Raw genomic sequence first — 18,017 nt, forward strand, 5'->3', positions numbered from 1 at the left:
GTCGCTGCAAGAGGCGGGACACTGCATGAACAAACTTCCAGGGAGCGCCATTGTCATTGGCGCCAGTATCGGTGGGCTCAGCGCCGCGCGCGTGCTGGCGGACCATTTCGAGCGCGTCACCGTCATTGAACGGGACGTGCTCCAGGATGGTCCGCGTCAGGGCGCGCCCCAGGGCAATCACATCCATGTCCTGCTGCGAAAGGGTGTGGACCTGTTGGAGCAGTACTTCCCCGGCCTCGTCGAGCAGATGAAGGCGGACGGCATCGAGCCCTTCGACTTCACCCAGGACCTCCGGTGGCTGCAGTTTGGTGACTGGATGCCGCGCCACCGCAGCGGCATCGTCCTGTACCCGCAGACGCGCTGCTCCCTGGAGCGCTACCTGAGAGCGCGGCTTCGCGCCTATTCCAACGTGGAGATCCTGGAGTCGACCTCCGTGCGGGCGCTGCTGGCCACGCCGGATGGACGGCGGATTCTCGGTGTCCAGACGCATGACCGCCACGAGGACGGCGGCGCGGTGACGAACCGGCTCGCCAACATCGTGGTCGACGCGAGCGGGCGCGGATCGCAGTTGGGCAAGTGGTTGTCGGAGTTGGGGTTCAGCCCGCCGGAGGAGAGCCGGCTGCCCATCAACCTCTGCTACGTGTCACGCCTCTTCGAGCAGCCGGAGACAGCCAGGGACTGGCGCGGGCTGTGGATCACCCCGCTGCCGCCCGACAAACCGCGCGGCGGGGCGATGCTGGGCGTGGAAGGCAATCGCTGGATTGTGTCCTTGTTCGGCTACGAAGGACACCACCCGCCCCGCGACGAGGACGGATTCGTGGAGTTCGCCCGCAGCCTCCGCGAGCCGGACATCTACGAAGCCATCAAGGACGCGAAGCCCGTCTCGGACGTTGGGGTGTACCGGGTGCCGGACGTGAAATGGCGCCACTTCGAGCGCATCCGGGACTTCCCCGCGGGGTTGCTCGTCCTGGGGGATGCCTGGTGCTACTTCGACCCTGTCTTCGGCCAGGGCATGTCGGTGGCGATGCTGGAGGCGAACCTCCTCAACGAGGCGCTGCACCAGCTCGACAGCCTGGAGGCGGTGACCCAGGCCTGGACGGCGTCCTATCTGCGCACGGGCGCGCAGTGGCTCCAGGGCCTCTGGTTCTTCGTGACGGCGGAGGCCATGCGGCATCCCCACGTCCCCGGCGAACGGACGCGGCTCATCAAGCTGGCCCAGTGGTACGTGGAGGAACTCTACGCGCTGAACCACGAGCATCCGGAGATCTACCAGGAGTTCCTCAAGCTGATGCACGTCCAGGCGGGGCCGGAGTTCCTCCTGCGCCCGGACATCGCCTTGCGGCTCGCGAAGCGCGCCTGGCAGCAGAAGTCCGAGAAGGGCTTGGGCTCCGAGGCACTGTGGCCCGCCAGCCGGGTGGCGCTGGGGGCGCGCTACGCGGGACGGATGCTGGCCAACCTGGTGGTTCCTCAACGGGTCGGCCCGCGTGATCGCATCTGCCACTTCGACACGGAAGTGCTGTGGAAGCCGGACAAGACGCTGGGGTGGTTCGTCCGGGATGCCCTGCGCGCCCAAGGTCTGCTGAGCGAGGCCGCCGAGGTGCGGCGGTTCCTGGACTACTGGCTCCCGGTGCAGGGCCTGGGCATCGCGAAGAAGGCGTTGATTGAGTTCTCCTACAACGTGGACGAGCCCGGCTTGGGCTTCATGCTCTACAGCGACAATGGGACGGTCACGCAGGCCTTCCGGGAGTACACGCGTCTGCTCGGCATCTCCAACGAGGGCATCGAGCGGTCCGTGGCCATCTGCGAGACATTCCGGCCTTCGGACCTGGGCCTGGTGCGCGCGGAGTTCAAGCCCGGAGGCCCTACCCGGTATTCCATTGCCGCGAGCTGGCATTTCGATTCCATGCGTGGGCACTCCGGCTTCGATGAGGCGATGAGCCGCTTGCCGGAGCGCTTCCGGGCAGGGCCCTTCGCGGAGCGGGTGAAGACCTACGCTGACGCGCTGCGGACCGAGTACTACCCGCTGTTCCTGGGACTGAGCTTCCTGGAGGACGGAACGCTCGAATCCAAGATGTACCTGGTGCGCTTCGACGAGCAGCGGCCTCCATTCCAGCCTGGCTCGGAGCTGTGGCGCTTCCTCCAGGAAATGGGCGTGTCTGCCCCGGAGCTGGAGCGGGTTCGCCAGTTGAACGCGCTGCTCTGGGAGCACTCCGCGGACAAGATGACCCAGGTCGCCATCGAAGCCTCCGAGTCCCAATCCCAGCCCAAGCGCATCAACCTCATCTACAGCGGGATCCAGACCTCTGCGGTTCTGGAAGCCATCTCCCGTTTCGGGTATCCCAACTCCTCGAAGCAAGCCGTTCGGGACTTCGAGCGGATGATGCAGACCGATCGCGCGAAGTTCGTCGCGGTGCGGGTGGGGCCCGAAGGTTTGAGTCCGCGCCTCAAGCTGTACAAGCACGCCCTTTTTGATTTTGGCGATCTGTCCGTGGTGGAGGACGGAGGCCTCGGGCCGCGTGATGCCACGCCGGCCGCAGTGAAAGACGTTCCGGACGTATGTCTTTATTGATTCTTGTTGGTCGAGAATGAAGTTCAAACAGGTGATGAGTCTGAGCGGCTTTCGAGTCGCCAGCGGAGCCGTGCTCTGATGTGGTGTGAACCCATTGCTGTGATTGGACTGGGGCTGCGTTTCCCCATGTCGGACTGCCCGCGTACGCTCTGGCAAATGCTATGTGATGGGATTGATGCAACGGGGGACATCCCGTCCGGGCGCTGGCCTTCGGCCTCTCTTTTTGATGCGGCACCTGATCGCCCCGGCACGATTCGCAACCGCAAGGCCGGACTGATTGAAGGCGTGGAGCTGGCCGACCCCGCGGCGTTCCGGCTGTCGAAGCGGGAGCTGCGGCAGATGGATCCGCAGCACCGTCTCCTCTTCGAGTGTGCATGGCATGCGCTGGAGGATGCGGGCCTGCCCTTCGACGCCGTGCGAGGGAGCCGCACGGGCGTCTTCATGGGCGTCAACTTCAGCGACTTCCAGCGGATGCTGGCGCGGGACTGGTCCGCGCTGGATGGCTATTCCGTCCTGGGAACGACGGCGTCCTTCGCGGCCAACCGGCTCTCCTACGCCTTTGATTTCCGGGGACCCAGCACCGTGTCGAGCGTGGGGTGTGCCTCCTCGACGGTGGCCCTCCATGAGGCGTGCCGCAGCCTGGCGCTGGGCGAGGTGGAAATGGCCCTCGCCGGGGGCGTCGAGCTGATGCTGTCGCCGGACAGCAGCATCATGCTGTCCCAGGCCGGCGTGTTCTCCGAGCGGGGGCAGTGCCGGACCCTGGATGCCCAGGCGGACGGCTACGTGCGCGGGGAGGGCGCTGGTGTCGTCGTCCTCAAGCGCCTTTCCAGGGTTGAGCCCGGTGACCGCGTGTACGCGGTGATTCGGGGCAGCGCCGTCAATCACAACGGCCGAAACGAGTGGATCATGGCGCCCAGCGCCTCGGCGCAGGCGGACGTCATCCGGCAGGCGTGTGAGCAGGGCGGGGTGGCTCCGGCGAGCATCGACTATATCGAGCTGCACGGTTCGTCCTTCCTCAAGGGCGACGCGGCCGAGGCGGAGGCCATCGGGGAGGCGCTCGGGACGCAGCGGCCGTTGCCCTGCAGGCTCGGCGCCATCAGCAACAACGTGGGCTACCTGGGCGCCGCGGCGGGCATCGCGCAGTTCATCAAGGTGTGCCTGTCGCTGCACCACCGCACGCTGGCGCCGACGATTCACGTGGACGCGCCCAACCCGTTGGTTTCGTTCGACGCGCTCGGGCTGAGCATCCAGACGGAGCTGGAGCCCTGGGCCGCGCGGGAGCCTGGGGTGCCTCTGCGAGCGGGCATCGTGTCCACGTCCCTGGGCGGTGCCAACGGCTTCGTGGTCCTGGAGGCGGCTCCGGCTGAGGTGCTGGAGCGGACGCCAGCGCCGGTCCATTTCCTGGCGCTCTCGGCGCTCTCTCAGGACGCGCTCCGTCAGCGGGCGCTCCAGCTTCGGGAATTCCTCGCCACGACGCCGGACTCGGTGGCGACGCTGGAGGACGTCTGCTTCACGGCGGCGCTCAAGCGTCAGCACCACCGGCACCGTGCCGTGGTGATCGCGGGCGACCGGGCTGGGCTCGTGGCGCTCCTCGATTCGCTTGCGACGTCGAGTGGGACGACGCTCCTGGTTCAGGAGGGCATGCCGCTGGATCAGGTGGAGGCCGGGCGTGTCTTCGTCGCGGATGGTGCGGTCCCGCCCGAGGTGTTCCCGGTGCGTGCAGGGCGCTGCGTGAGCCTGCCGGTCTACCCCTTCCAGCGTCAGCGCCTGTGGCCCGAGTGGCTTTCACCCGATGAAGTCTGCCGCTCACCCAAGGACGCGCGGCCAGACGCCGCCGCCCTGCTTCAGGCCGCCGCGGTGGCCGCCGGGGATGCTTCCCGCGTTCCCGATGTGCATGGGGAGGCCCAGATGCGGGCGTTCCTGCGTGGGCACCTCGCGGACGTGCTGGAGGTCGAGCCCGCGACGCTCGATGTGCAGGGACGGACCTTCTTCGAACTGGGCCTGAACTCCATCGGGGCCACGTTGTTGAAGGAACGCATCTCGCGGGCGCTCGAGCTCCCGTTGTCGACGACGCTCTTCTTCGAGCTGCCCCGGCTGGAGTCGCTGGCGAAGCGGCTGCTGTCCCTGCTGGAGGCGCGGCGTAGCCGCCTGCCGTCGGGCCCGGGCGACGTGAGCACGCCCGAGCAGGAGGAGCAGGGCCTGATGGAGCGCATTGCCGGGCTGTCCGAGGACGAAGCGCGCGAGCAGATCGCCCGGACGTTGGCCGAACTCAGCCTCGAGGTCGCGTGATGAACCGCAAGGACGGATTCATGGCGGAGTTGTCGCCACTCCAGCAGGCGTTGCTGACCATCGAGAAGCTGCAGAAGAAGCTGGCGACGGCCTCGAATGGTGAGCGGGAGCCGATTGCCATCATCGGCATGGCCTGCCGCTTTCCGGGGGGCGCCACCAACCCCGCGAAGTTCCGTGACCTGCTGTGGGGGGCACGGGAGGCGCTGACGGAGATTCCCAGCGACCGGCAGGCGCTCCAGGGGCTCTATGACCCGGACCCCTCCAGGCCCGGGAAGCTGTCCATGCGCCGCGCCGGCTTCGTCGACGAGGTGGACCGGTTCGACGCGGAGTTCTTCCACATCTCCCGGCGTGAAGCCGAGGGCATGGACCCGCAGCAGCGCTTCTTCCTGGAGGTGAGCTGGGAGGCCCTGGAGGACGCTGGCATTCCCCCGCACCAGCTCCAGGGGACGCGGACCGGTGTCTTCGCGGGCGTCCACGCGAAGGACTACGCGTTCGTCACGGGGGGCGGGCTGGAGAAGGTGAGCGCCCACTACTCCACGGGTGTGGACGCCAGCTATGTGGCGGGCCGGCTGTCGTACCTCCTCGGGCTCGAAGGGCCGAGCATGGCGGTGGACACCGCGTGCTCGTCCTCTTTGTCCGCCGTGCACCTGGCGTGTCAGAGCCTGCGGACGGAGGAGTCGACGCTCGCCATCGCCGGAGGCGTGAAGCTCATCCTGGCGCCGCAACTCAGCGTGTTCCTGTCCAAGGCGGGAGCCCTCTCCCCCAGCGGCCATTGCCGCACGTTCGACCGGGACGCGGACGGCATGGTGCAGGGGGAAGGCTGTGGCGTGGTCGTCCTGAAGCGGCTGCGGGACGCCGTCCGGGATGGCGACCGCATCCTCGCGACCCTGCGTGGCACGGGCATGAACCACGACGGCGCCAGCGGTGGTCTCACGGTGCCGAACGTCGGGGCGCAGGAAGCGCTGTACCGGCGCGTGTTGCAGCGCGCGGGCATCGAGCCCGGCCAGGTGGACTACCTGGAAGCGCACGGGACGGGAACGCGGCTGGGAGATCCCATCGAGCTGGACGGCGTGTCGCGCGTCTACGGCGCAGCGCGGACTTCGGAGCGCCCGCTGTGGATTGGCTCCGTCAAGCCGAACATCGGTCACACGGAAGCCGCGGCTGGCATCGCGGGACTCATCAAGGCCGTCCTGGTGCTCCAGGCCGGCGAGGTGCCTCCCTCCATCAACTTCGAGCACCCGACCCCGGAGTTCACGTGGGAGGGCTCAGGGCTCGCGGTGCCTCGAGCGCGCACGGCCCTGGCGGCGAAGGACGGACCTCATCGCGTCGCCGTGAGCTCGTTTGGGATGAGCGGTGTGAACGCGCATGCGCTCGTCGAGGCGTACGCGGAGGCCGCCCATGCCGCCGTGGACGCCGGGCCGTATGTGTTGCCCCTCTCCGCGCGCTCGGAGCCTGCGTTGCGCACACTGGCGGCGTCGTGGCTCCGGTACGTGTCGGAGGAGGCCGGTCCAGGAACGCGGCTCCAGGATGCGTGCTTCATGGCGGGCGCTGGACGCTCGCACCATGCGCACCGTGCGGTGCTCGTGGCGAAGACGCCCGAGGCGCTTCGAGCGGCCCTTCACGCTGTCACGGAGGGACGCGATGCGCCGGGTGTCACTCGAGGTCCAGTTGAGGGCGGGCCCGTCTTCGTCTTCGGTGGCACGGAGCCCGAGGCCAACCGGCTGATGCGTGAGCTGCTGGGCCGGGACGTCTTCCGCGCCCACGCGGAGAAGGTGGACGCAGTCTTCCGGCAGGTGGCGGGAGCGCAGGCGGGCGAAGGACACCCGGTGGGCGCGCTCCTCGTGCTCCAGCTCGCGTTGGCGGAGCTCTGGCGCGCGTGCGGTCTGACCCCCGCCGCTGTTTCCGGATTCGGCGTGGGAGCGCTCTCCGCGGGAGTTGTCGCGGGAGCGCTCAGCGTGGAAGACGCCGTGCGGCTCGCCCTGCAACTGACGCCAGCGCAGCCCGTGCGTCCTCAACCCGTGAAGTACCCATTCTTCTCCACCGTCGATGGCACCTGGGTCGAAGCGGGCGCGACGGTGCCGGGGGCGTACTGGGAGAGACAGTGCGCTGACGTGAGCGACCCGGCGTCGTCCGTGGCGCACCTGTGTGCGCGGAACGCCTCGGCATTCATCCAGGTCTCTTGTGAGGCTTCCGTTGGGGAGGCGTTCGAGGCCACTGCACGAAGCCGTGGAAGCAAGGCCGTCATCCTGCGTGCCAGCAAGCCCGGTGATGATGCCTGGACGGGTGTCCTGGACGTCATCGCGGGAGGGTACTCCTCCGGAGGCTCCATTCGCTTCGAGGGCCTCTTCACGGGGGCGCGCAAGACGGTGGTTCCGACGTACCCGTGGCAGCGTGAGCGCTACTGGTGGGACGGAGCGGTCGCTCCAGCGCCGAGCAGCGTGCAGCCCGTCCGGGATGCATCCCCCCGGGACCTCTTCTGCGAACTTACGTGGCATGCGCACACGGTGGGGCAGGGGCCCGTGGACGCGGAGGGGCGCTGGCTCATCGTGAGCACGCAGCCGGCGGCCTCGGAGTCGCTTCGGCAAGCCCTGTCCACCGCCGGAGGCACGGTGCGCGTGGCCATCGGGGGCTCCGAGCAGGCGTCGGTGCTGCGGGAGTGGCTGTCCGAGAGCCCGGCGCCCCGAGGCGTCATCTACCTGTCGGGTTCGGAGCACCCCGAATCACTGGAAGGGCTGCGCACATCGGTTCAGCGTGAGGTCCACGCGGCGGCGTCGCTCGTGCAGACCCTGGCACGGCAGTCGGCGCCTACGCTGCCTCGGTTGTTCCTCGTCACCCAGGGCTCGCAAGCCGCTGGCGGCGCGGCTGGCCCCACGGCGATTGCTGGCGCGCCATTGTGGGGCCTGGGACGGGTTGTCGCCTACGAGCACCCGGAGCTTGCCTGCAAGCGCATCGACATCGAACCCGCGGCCTTCGGTGCGCTGGTGACGGAGCTGGCGCGCAAGGTCCCTGCTGCCGCTGACGACGACGAGGTCGTGCTGCGCGGCGAGCAGCGGCTGGTGCCCTCGCTCACGCAGAGCCAAACGATTCCGGAAGGCGCGGGAGCGTTTCGTCCCCGGCAAGACCGCACCTATCTGATTACGGGTGGGCTCGGCGGAATCGGACTGCGGCTCGCCTCCTGGCTGGTGGAGCGCGGCGCGCGGCACCTTGCCCTCTGTGGAAGAAAAGGTGAGACCGACGAGGCCCGGCAGGCCCTGGCGCCGTTGCGTGCAGCGGGCGCGCGGGTGGAGACCTTCCGCGTCGATGTGAGCCGCCCGGAGTCGGTGGCGGAGATGCTGGCTGCCGTCCGCAGAGGCGGAGCGCCGCTGGGGGGCATCTTCCACAGTGCGGGTGTGCTGGCGGACAGCTCGTTGTTGCAGTGGGAGCCCCAGGACTTCGAGACGGTCATGGGCCCCAAGGTCGACGGTGCCTGGAACCTCCATGCGCTGGCCACCGACACCACCCTCGAGCACTTCGTCCTGTTCTCCTCGACAGCGTCGCTGATTGGCTCGCCGGGGCAGGCTAGCTACGCCGCGGCCAATGCATTCCTCGATGCGCTGGCGCACTTCCGTCGCGCACGGGGGCTGCCGGCCATCAGTCTCAACTGGGGGAGCTGGGGCGAGGTCGGTATGGCCGTCGCGGATGCTCGGCGTGGCGACCGGCTGGCGGAGCGGGGCATGTCGCCCATGTCCGTGGATGAAGCCCTGGCGGCCATGTCGCTGGTGCTCGCGGAGAACCGCGTCACCCGGGGCATCGCGCGCTTCGACGTGACGCGATGGACTGCCAGCCATCCTTCCATCGTGGCTTCGTCGCTGTTCCGGACCGCATCCGTCACCGATGCCGTGCCTGATGTCGTGGAGGCGCCGCGCAAGCTGCGCGAGGTGTTGCTCGCGTTGGAAGGCTCCGCTCGCCGCGGCGTCCTGGAGGCACGGCTCAAAGAGATGATCAGCGAGGTTGGAAAGATTCCGACGACGAAGCTCTCGTCCACGGACTCGTTCGACGCGCTGGGGTTCGACTCCATCATGGCGCTTGAGTTGCGGGACATGGTGCTGGGCGAACTCGACGTGAGCATGCCTCTCAAGAGTTTCGTTGATGAAAGTTCCATTGAGCAGGTGACGGCTGAGCTTCTCGGAAAGCTCGCTGTGGCCAGTGTGCTCGGCGCTGCCTCCTCGGAGCGCGATGAATCGAAGCGGGTCCTGCTATGACATTGAATGAGCTTCTTCAGGCCCTCGCTGGGCACGGCATCAAGCTGTCGGTGGAAGGGGACCGCTTGGCGGTCGATTCGCCCACGGGCGAGATTCCGGGAGCGCTGCGAGAGCAGCTCGTGGCGAACAAGGCCGCGTTGCTGACACTGCTGTCGGAGCAGCGCATGCCCCAGGCGGAGACGCTGCCGCAAATCACGCCCCGGCCCGAGGAGCGGCACGCGCCGTTCCCGATGACGGAGATCCAGCAGGCCTACAGCGTGGGCCGGCAGGCCGAGCTCGAGATGAACGCGGCGATGCACGCGTACAACGAGATTGACTGCCACGCGCTCGACCTGGCCCGCTTCGAGGACGCCTGGAACCTGCTCATCGCCCGCCACGAGATGCTGCGGGTGGTGGCGCTCCCGGGCTTCCAGCAGCGCATCCTCCCCGACGTGCCGCGCTACGTCCTGCCCGTGGAGGACCTGCGCGGACGCGAACAGGAAGAGACGGAGGCTCGCTTCCAGGCCATCCGTGAGCGGCTGTCGCAGCAGGTGCTGGCGCTCGACCAGTGGCCGTTGTTCGAGCTCCGCGTGTGCCAGCTCGACGGGGGCCGCTCGCGCCTCTTCATGAGCATCGATGGGACCTTCATCGATGGTTACAGCTTCCAGATTCTCTACCGGGAGCTCGTCCACCTCTACAAACACCTGGGTGGGGCGCCCGCGCTTCCGCAACTGGACCTGTCCTTCCGGGACTACGCGCTGGCGGTGCAGCACGCGCGCGGTGCTCGTTATGCGCGTTCGCTCGAGTACTGGCGCTCCCGCCTTCCGAACCTCCCGCCCGCGCCGGACCTCCCGCTCGACAAGGACCCGGGTTCGCTCCGACGTCCTCGTTTCGGGCGCGTGTTCGAACGGCTGGGGCCGGATATCTGGCAGCCGCTCAAGCAGCGAGCCCGCGCGCGCAAGCTGACGGAGCCGGAGTTGCTGCTGGCGGCGTACGCGGAGGTCATGGCGCGCTGGAGCCGCAGCCCTCGCTTTACGCTCAACGTCCCGCACTTCAACCGGCTGCCCCTTCATCCCCAGGTCAACGAGATTGTCGGCACCTTCGCCAGCTTCACGCTGATCGAGGTGGACCACCGGCCGGAGCGGACGTTCACGGAGCGGGCCCTTGCCATCCGGGACCAGCTCTTCCTGGCGCTGGAGCACCGTGAGGTCAGCGGCGTCGAGCTGCTGCGGGAGCTGTTCAGGGCCCAGGGCCGTATCGCGGGCGCCATCATGCCGGTGGTGATGACGAGCTTCGCGTCTCACTCCAAGAGCAAGGACTCGCACTGGGTCGACTTCCTGGCGGAGGAGTTCGGCGAGCTCATCGAGGCGCTGACGCAGACGCCCCAGGTGTGGATTGACCTGCAGATTGTCTACCAGCGGGGCGGCGTCTTCCTGAACTGGGACGTGGCGGAGGAGCTGTTCCCGCCCGGCATGATTGAAGACATGTTCTCCAGCTTCTGCGCGCTGCTACGGCGCCTGGCGGAGGACGACGCGGCGTGGGACCAGCAAGGGCTGGACACCCGTCCGGTCCGGCAGGTGGAGCTGCTGGCCCGCGTCAACGACACGGCGCGCCCGCGGAGCGGGGAGCTGCTCCACACCGGCTTCTACCGCCACGCCGCGGCGCGCCCGGACGCCCTGGCGCTGGCCTCGTCGAGCGTCAGCCTGAGCTATGGCGAGATCGCCCGGCGCTCCAGCCGGCTCGGACATGCGCTGCGCGAGCGTGGCGCCGCGCCCAACCGCATCGTCGCGATTGTGATGGAGAAGGGATGGGAGCAGGTCGTGGCCGCGCTGGGGGTTCTCAGCTCGGGAGCGGCGTACCTGCCCATCGACGCGGGGCTGCCGCACGAGCGGCGCGTCTACATGATGCGGAACGGCGGGGCCGAGCTGGCGGTGACGCAGCCGAAGTTCGCCCAGGAGTCCTGGCCCGAAGGGGTGCAGGTACTGGTCGTCACGCCGGACGCCTTCAGCGAGTACAGCGAGGCGCCACTGGCGCCCGTGCAGAAGCCCGAGGACCTGGCGCACATCCTCTACACCTCCGGCTCCACGGGTCAGCCCAACGGGGCCATGCTCACCCACGCCGGGATGGTCAACGGCGTGGAGTGGACGAACCGGAAGTTCGGCGTCGGGCCGGATGACCGCGTCATCGCGCTCAGCGCGCTCCACCACGACTTCTCCGTCTACGACGTCTTCGGAACCCTGAGCGCGGGCGCGGCCCTGGTCATGCCGGATGCGTCCTCGCGCAGGGACCCCTCCCACTGGGCCGAGCTGATGTCCCGTCACGGCGTCTCCATCTGGAGCACCGTGCCGGCGATGATGGAGATGCTGCTGACGTATCTCGAAGGCAGCAATGCCCGGCTGACCTGCCCGCTGCGTCTGGTGATGCTCGGCGGAGATTGGCTCCCCGTCACCATGCCCGCGCGGCTGCGGGCGAAGTTCGGCGACGTGAAGCTGATGAGCGTCGGCGGGCCGACGGAGACGTCCCTGTGGAACATCTCCCATCCGGTCGTCGAGGCCGACGAGCGCCGCCGCAGCATCCCGTACGGCAAGCCCATCTCGAACACGAAGTACTACGTGCTGGACGAGCACCTGGACGAGCGCCCCATCTGGGTGCCCGGCGAGCTGTGCTGCGCGGGCGTGGGCGTGGCGCTGGGCTACGTGGGCGCGGGAGCGGGCTCGAAGAAGTTCACCGTGCACCCTCGGACGAGCGAGCGCCTCTACCGCACCGGTGACCTCGGGCGGTACCTGCCGGATGGCACCATCGAGTTCCTGGGCCGCGTCGACTTCCAGCTCTCCATCCGTGGACAGCGCATCGAGCCGGGTGAAATCGAGGCCGCGTTGCTCCAGGAGCCGAGCATCAGCGCGGCGGTGGTCGGGGCGGTCGGCGAGCACCACGAAAAGCGCCTGGTCGCCTACGTCGTCGCCTCGGACACGAAGCGCGGCGTGGATACCCGGCACGTCCGCGAGTTCCTGTCCCGCAAGCTGCCCGAGCACCTGGTCCCAGCGACCTACGTCGTGCTGGAGGCGCTGCCGCTGACCCGCAACGCGAAGGTGGACCGCAAGGCGCTGCCGCATCCGGACCACGTCGCCCGGCCCACGCAGCGCGAGGAGAGCAAGCCCGCCGTCGCCGCCCGTCCAGGCCGTGAGGCCCAGGCGCTTCAGCAGTCCATCGCGAAGGCCGTGGCGGAGGTGCTGGGTGTTCCAGAGGTCCACCCGGACCGGAACTTCTTCGAGCTGGGCGCCAACTCGGTACACCTCATCAAGCTCCACCTCGAGCTCAAGGAAAAGCTGGGGCTGTCGGTTCCCGTCACGGACCTGTTCGGCCGGCCCACCGTCAAGGTGCTCGCGGCCAGGCTCGCGGCGGCGGGCGGTGAGGCGAAGCCCGAGGTGGCACTCGCGCCGCGCGAGGAGACGCCGCGGACGCAGGATGCGCGGGACATCGCCATCATCGGCTTGAGCTGCCGCTTCCCCGGGGCTTCGACGCCCGAGCAGTTCTGGCAGAACCTGATGCAGGGCGTGGAGTCGGTGGGCACCTTCACCGATGACGAGCTGCTGGCCGCGGGCGTCAGTCCGGAGGCGTTCCGGAATCCCGGGTACGTCCGCTCGTCGGCGGTGATGGAGGACTTCGACACCTTCGACGCGGAGTTCTTCTCGCTGACGCCCCGTGAGGCGCGCGCGTTGGATCCGCAGCAGCGGGTGTTCCTGGAGTGCGCCTGGGAGGCGCTGGAGCACGCGGGCTACCCGCCGTCGGGGCGCAACGGGCTCGTCGGCGTGTATGCCGGGAAGAGCGTCAGCCACTATCGCTATCCCTACCCGGACCTGACGCGCCCCATCGGCTTCTTCCAGGACCTGATGGCCCAGGACAAGGACTTCCTGGCCACGCAGGTGTCCTACAAGCTCGACCTGCGCGGGCCCAGCATCAACGTCCAGACGGCGTGCTCCACGTCCCTGGTCGCGGTGTCCGAGGCGTGCGCGGCGCTGAATGAGGGCAGCTGCGACCTGGCGCTCGCGGGCGGCGTCGCCATCAAGGTCCCCCACCGCGTGGGCTACCTGTACGAGGAAGGCAGCGTCTTCTCGCGCGACGGCCACTGCCGTCCCTTCGACGCCGGGGCCAACGGAACCATCCCAGGAAGCGGCGCTGGCATCGTGGTCCTCAAGCGCCTGAGTCAGGCGCTGGCGGATGGGGACCGGGTGCTCGCCGTCATCAAGGGCTCCGCCATCAACAACGACGGGCACCGCAAGGTGGGCTTCATGGCGCCCGGTGTCGAGGGCCAGACGGACGTGGTGCGCCGCGCGCACCAGCACGCGAAGGTGGACCCGCGGACCATCTCCTATGTCGAAGCCCATGGCACCGGAACGGCCATTGGCGACCCCATTGAAGTCTCCGCGCTGACGGAGGCGTTTGGGGGACAGGTCCAGGCGCAGTCGTGCGGCCTGGGCTCGGTGAAGGGCAACATCGGCCACCTCGACAGCGCGGCGGGCATCGCTGGGCTCATCAAGGTCGTGCTCGCGCTTCAGCACCGCACCTTGCCGCCCACGCTCCACTATCAGTCGCCGAACCCGCGGCTGGAGCTCCACAAGACGCCCTTCTACGTGGTGGACAAGGCCCGGCCGTGGACCGCGACGCAGGGTGTCCTGCGGGCGGGGCTCAGTTCGTTCGGCATCGGCGGCACCAACGTCCATGTGGTCGTCGAAGAGGCGCCGCCGCAGGCGACGCCGACGCCGGACGTGCAGCAGTTGGACCGCTCGCGGCACCTCCTGGCGCTCTCGGCGCGGAGCCCGGAGGCGCTGCGGCAGCTCGCGGGCCGCTACAGGGCGGCGCTCGAAGCACCGGGCGCATCGCTCGCGGACGTGTGTTTCTCCGCGAACACCGGGCGTGTCGCCTTCGACCACCGGCTCGCGGTGGTGGGGGCGGACGCCGCGCAGGTGGCCGCCGTCCTGGGCGCGGCGGAGCGGAAGGACGAGCACCCGGGAGTCATCCAGGCAGAGGCCGACACGAAGCAGGCGGTGAAGGTCGCGTTCCTGTTCTCCGGTCAGGGCTCGCAGTACGTCGGAGCCGCGCGCGAGCTGTACCAGACGCATCCGGGCTTCCGCCGGCGCATCGACTCGTTCGACCAGATGCTCCGTGAGTATTGGGACCGTTCGCTGATCTCCGTCCTCTACGCGGAGCCGGGCACGCCATCGCCCATCGACCAGCTCGACTACGCCCAGCCGGTGGTCTTCGTGTTGGAGTACGCGCTGGCCGAGCTGTGGATGTCGTGGGGCATCCAGCCGGACGTCTTGCTGGGACACAGCACGGGCGAGCTGGCGGCGGCCTGCATCGCGGGCGTGTTCAGCGTGGAGGATGGCCTGAAGCTGGCCGTTCACCGCGGACGGTTGATTCAGCAGCTTCCGGAGGGCAGCAACATCGCGGTCTCCGCCGCGGAGCCGGAGCTGCGCGAGTTCCTCTCCCAGGGCGGTTGGGCCAGCTCCATCGCGGCCGTCAACGGGCCGGACAACGTCGTCATCTCCGGCATCCCCGCGGAGATTGTGGAGATAGGCCGGGCGCTGGACGCGAAGGGCTACAAGGTCAAGCGGCTGAACATCCCGCGCGCGGCCCACTCGGTGATGATGGAGGCCATCCTCCCGGAGTTCCGGGCCGTCGCCGCGTCGCTGCGTTATTCGCCGCCGTCGATTCCGATGGTCTCCGGGATGACCGGCGAGCTCATCACGGACGGGCTCTGCACGCCGGACTACTGGTGCAGCCAGCTTCGCAACCCGGTGCAGTTCGGCCGGGGCGTGGAGGCGCTGTACCGCGACGGCATGCGCGTCTTCGTCGAGGTCGGCCCGAAGGCGACCCTGCTCGGCATGGCGGCGCGCTCGGTGCCCGAGGGCGCGGGCACCTGGCTGCCGAGCCTGCGCGCCGATGACGGGGGCTGGCGGCAGATGCTGGAGAGCCTGGCGGCGCTGTACGTGCGCGGCGTTGCGGTGGACTGGGCGGCGGTGGATGCCGGCTACCCACGGCGCAAGGTGGAAGTCCCGACGTATGCCTTCCAGCGTCAGCGCTACTGGGAGGAGGGCGCGGGCCTCCAGCGTCCCAACGGGCGAAGCGTTTCCCGCGCCGAGCACCCGCTGATTGGCGAGCGCGTGCCCCTGGCCGTCCTGGAGGCCGGTGAGCTGTTGTTCGAGGCCACGCTGGGGCCTGCCTCGCAGGCGTTCCTGGGCCAGCACCGCGTCTTCGGAACGCCCACACTGCCCGCGACGGGCTACGTCGAGATGGCATTGGCCTCCGGGGCCCGGCTGTTGGGCACGACCGCGCTGGAGTTGACGGACCTCGCCATCCTCAACGCGATGACCTTCCCGAAGGATGCCGAGCGGAAGGTGCAGTGCGCCGTGCGCCGCGACGGAGAGGGCAAGGCCGCAGTGCGCATCTTCAGCCGGACGGGTGAGGGCTCGGAGCGCGCGTGGAGCCTTCACGCGACGGGCACGCTCGCCGTCCTCGGTGATGATGCATCGGCCCCCGAGGCGCACGACCTCGACAGCGTGTTGAGGGACCTGCAGACCCCGCTTCCTGTCGAGGACTACTACCAGCGGGCACGGAACGCGGGCGTCGACTTCGGGCCGGAGTTCCAGGGCATCACCGAGCTGCGCCGGGAAGGCGAGCAGGTCCTGGCGCGCATCGAGCGCCCGGCGGGCCTCGGGAGCGGCGGCGGCTACCTCGCGCATCCCGCCCTGATGGATGCCTGCCTTCAGGTGGTGGGCGGCGCCTATCCGGACATGGATGGCACCGAGCTGTACGTGCCGGTGCACATCGAGCGGCTTCACGTGCTGGGCAGCATCGAAGACGGCGTGTGGAGCCACGCCGTGGTGCGGCCGGTGGACGAGGCTGGGAAGCGGTTGCGTGCGGATGTCCGCATCTTCGGAAGAGACGGAGCGCTGCGCGCCTGGGTGCGCGGCCTGGAGCTTCAGCGCACGAGCCAGGAGGCGCTGCGTGCCGCGCTCTCTACCTCGCTGGATGAGTGGCTCTACGAGCGGCGGTGGGAGCCGCTCGCGTTGGATGGGAGTCGTCCGGAGACGCTGGTGCCCGCGAGCGGCGCGTGCCTGATTCTCTCGGAGCGCGACGGCATGGGGCAGCAGCTCGCACAGGAGCTGACGCGCGATGGCCGCGCCTGCTTCGTCGCCATCCGTGGCGCACGGCCGCACCGTATCGATGAGATGACCTTCGAGGTCCCTGACTCGCCCGAAGCGCTCGTGGAGGCCTTGCGCGAACTGCCGCTTCCGGCGGCACTGTCCGACGTCATCCTGATGTGGGGCTCCCACACCGAGGAAGCGGAGACGCTGGATGCGGATGCGCTGGGGCAGGCGGCTCGGGTGACGGGTGGTGGCGCGCTGGGACTGCTCCAGTTCCTGCTGGACCGTGGGTACTCCGGCACGGTGTGGCTGGTGTCGCGTGGCGCGCAGCCCGTGAAGCCGGGCGTTCCGTTGCCCGGGCTCGCCCAGTCGTTGCTGTGGGGCATGGCGCGGCCCCTGGCCATCGAGGCGTCGGAGCTGGATTGCCGGTGTGTCGACCTCGATGCCCAGGGCGAACCGAGCGCCCAGGTGGAGCTGCTCGCGCAGGAGATTCGCCGTCGCGCGGAGGTGGCGGAGGACCAGGTGGCCTATCGCGATGGCCGCTACGTCGCGCGACTCCGGAGGGTCGAGTCACGGAAGCTCGTTGAAGCGTCCGCGGATCGCGTCGAAGCCTTCCGGGCGGACCGCAGCTATCTCGTGGCGGGCGGGCTCGGACGCCTGGGCTTGCTGACGGCGGAGTTGCTGGCGAGCCGGGGGGCACGCAACCTGGTGCTGACAGGCCGGGGCGCTCCGGGGGCGCAGGCGGTGGAACGTCTGGAGCACCTGCGCCAGCAGGGTGTCCGTGTCGAGTACCGGCAAGTCGACATCGCGGATGCGGAGCCGCTAGCCGCGCTGCTGAACGAGGTTGCGCGGGACATGGCCCCTCTGGGCGGCGTGTTCCACTCGGCCGGTGTGCTGGATGACGGCGTGCTGCGGCAGCAGCGCTGGGAGCGCTTCGAGACCGTGCTGCGGCCGAAGTTGCGTGGCGCCTGGAACCTGCATCGTCTGACCGCGGGCCTGCCGCTGGACTACTTCGTGATGTTCTCCTCCGTCGCATCGCTCGTCGGCTCGGCGGGACAGTCGAATCACTGCGCGGCGAACGCCTTCGAGGATGCGCTGGCGCACCACCGCCGTGCCCTGGGTCTGCCTGCCCTGAGCATCAACTGGGGCATCTGGGCCGGTGACGCGGGCGCCCAGGTGTCGGTGAGCGAGGAGGCTCGGACGCCGGGCTTCGGCGTCATTCCGAAGGCGCAGGGCCTGCGCGCGCTGGTGCTGCTCCTCACGTCGCGCGTTCCTCAGGTAGGCGTGGCCGCCATCGACTGGGCTGTCTTCGGAAGCGGCCGGGCCACGCCCTACGTCGCGGAGTTGCGCGAACGGGCAGGGGGCGAGCGCACGGTGGAGCGCGCGTCGTTCCTGGACACGCTCACGGCGGCGCCCATCGAGATGCGTCGGCAGTTGCTGATGGACTACGTCCGCGAGCAAGTGGCGTGGATGCGAGGCGTGGGCTCCAGCGAGTCCATCGACCCGGCGCGTGGGTTCCACGAGCTGGGCATCGATTCGCTGGCGGCGCTCCAGCTCAAGAACCGGCTTCAGAGCGGGCTCGGCGTGTCGCTGCCGGCGACGCTCGTCTTCAACTACCCGACGGCAGAGAAGCTCGCGACGCAGCTCATGGACGCGTTCATCCCTCTGGAGTTCACGGAGGAAGCGCGCGTCACGTCGAAGTCAGACGCCCCGGTTGAGAGCCCGCTGGAAGGGCTGGCTGAAGCGAACCTCGCGCACCTGCTCTCCGAGCAGCTGTCGAAGATGAACTAG

The 18,017-nt window shown here is 69.0% G+C and carries 4 protein-coding genes; all 4 read left to right on the forward strand.

Annotated features, from left to right (window positions below; genetic code table 11):
- Positions 1–25: 25 nt before the first annotated feature.
- The 4 genes from FMP39_RS10860 to FMP39_RS10875 all read left to right on the forward strand — a co-directional run bounded on the left by FMP39_RS10860 (position 26) and on the right by FMP39_RS10875 (position 18,017).
- Complete coding sequence (locus FMP39_RS10860) at positions 26–2,569, forward strand: NAD(P)/FAD-dependent oxidoreductase (RefSeq protein ID WP_141589844.1); 2,544 nt, start codon at positions 26–28, stop codon at positions 2,567–2,569.
- A gap of 78 nt (positions 2,570–2,647) precedes the next feature.
- A complete protein-coding gene (locus FMP39_RS10865; RefSeq protein ID WP_141589845.1) occupies positions 2,648–4,858 on the forward strand; it encodes a beta-ketoacyl synthase N-terminal-like domain-containing protein in 2,211 nt (736 codons plus the stop codon).
- Complete coding sequence (locus FMP39_RS10870) at positions 4,858–9,099, forward strand: SDR family NAD(P)-dependent oxidoreductase (RefSeq protein ID WP_194858347.1); 4,242 nt, start codon at positions 4,858–4,860, stop codon at positions 9,097–9,099. The genes FMP39_RS10865 and FMP39_RS10870 overlap by 1 nt, the downstream gene beginning before the upstream one ends.
- Positions 9,096–18,017: a non-ribosomal peptide synthetase/type I polyketide synthase gene (locus FMP39_RS10875; protein WP_141589847.1), complete on the forward strand. Its 8,922-nt coding sequence runs from the start codon at positions 9,096–9,098 to the stop codon at positions 18,015–18,017. Before FMP39_RS10870 ends, FMP39_RS10875 begins: the two co-directional genes overlap by 4 nt.

The organism is Myxococcus sp. AB056 (assembly GCF_006547365.1).
GTDB lineage: Bacteria > Myxococcota > Myxococcia > Myxococcales > Myxococcaceae > Myxococcus > Myxococcus virescens.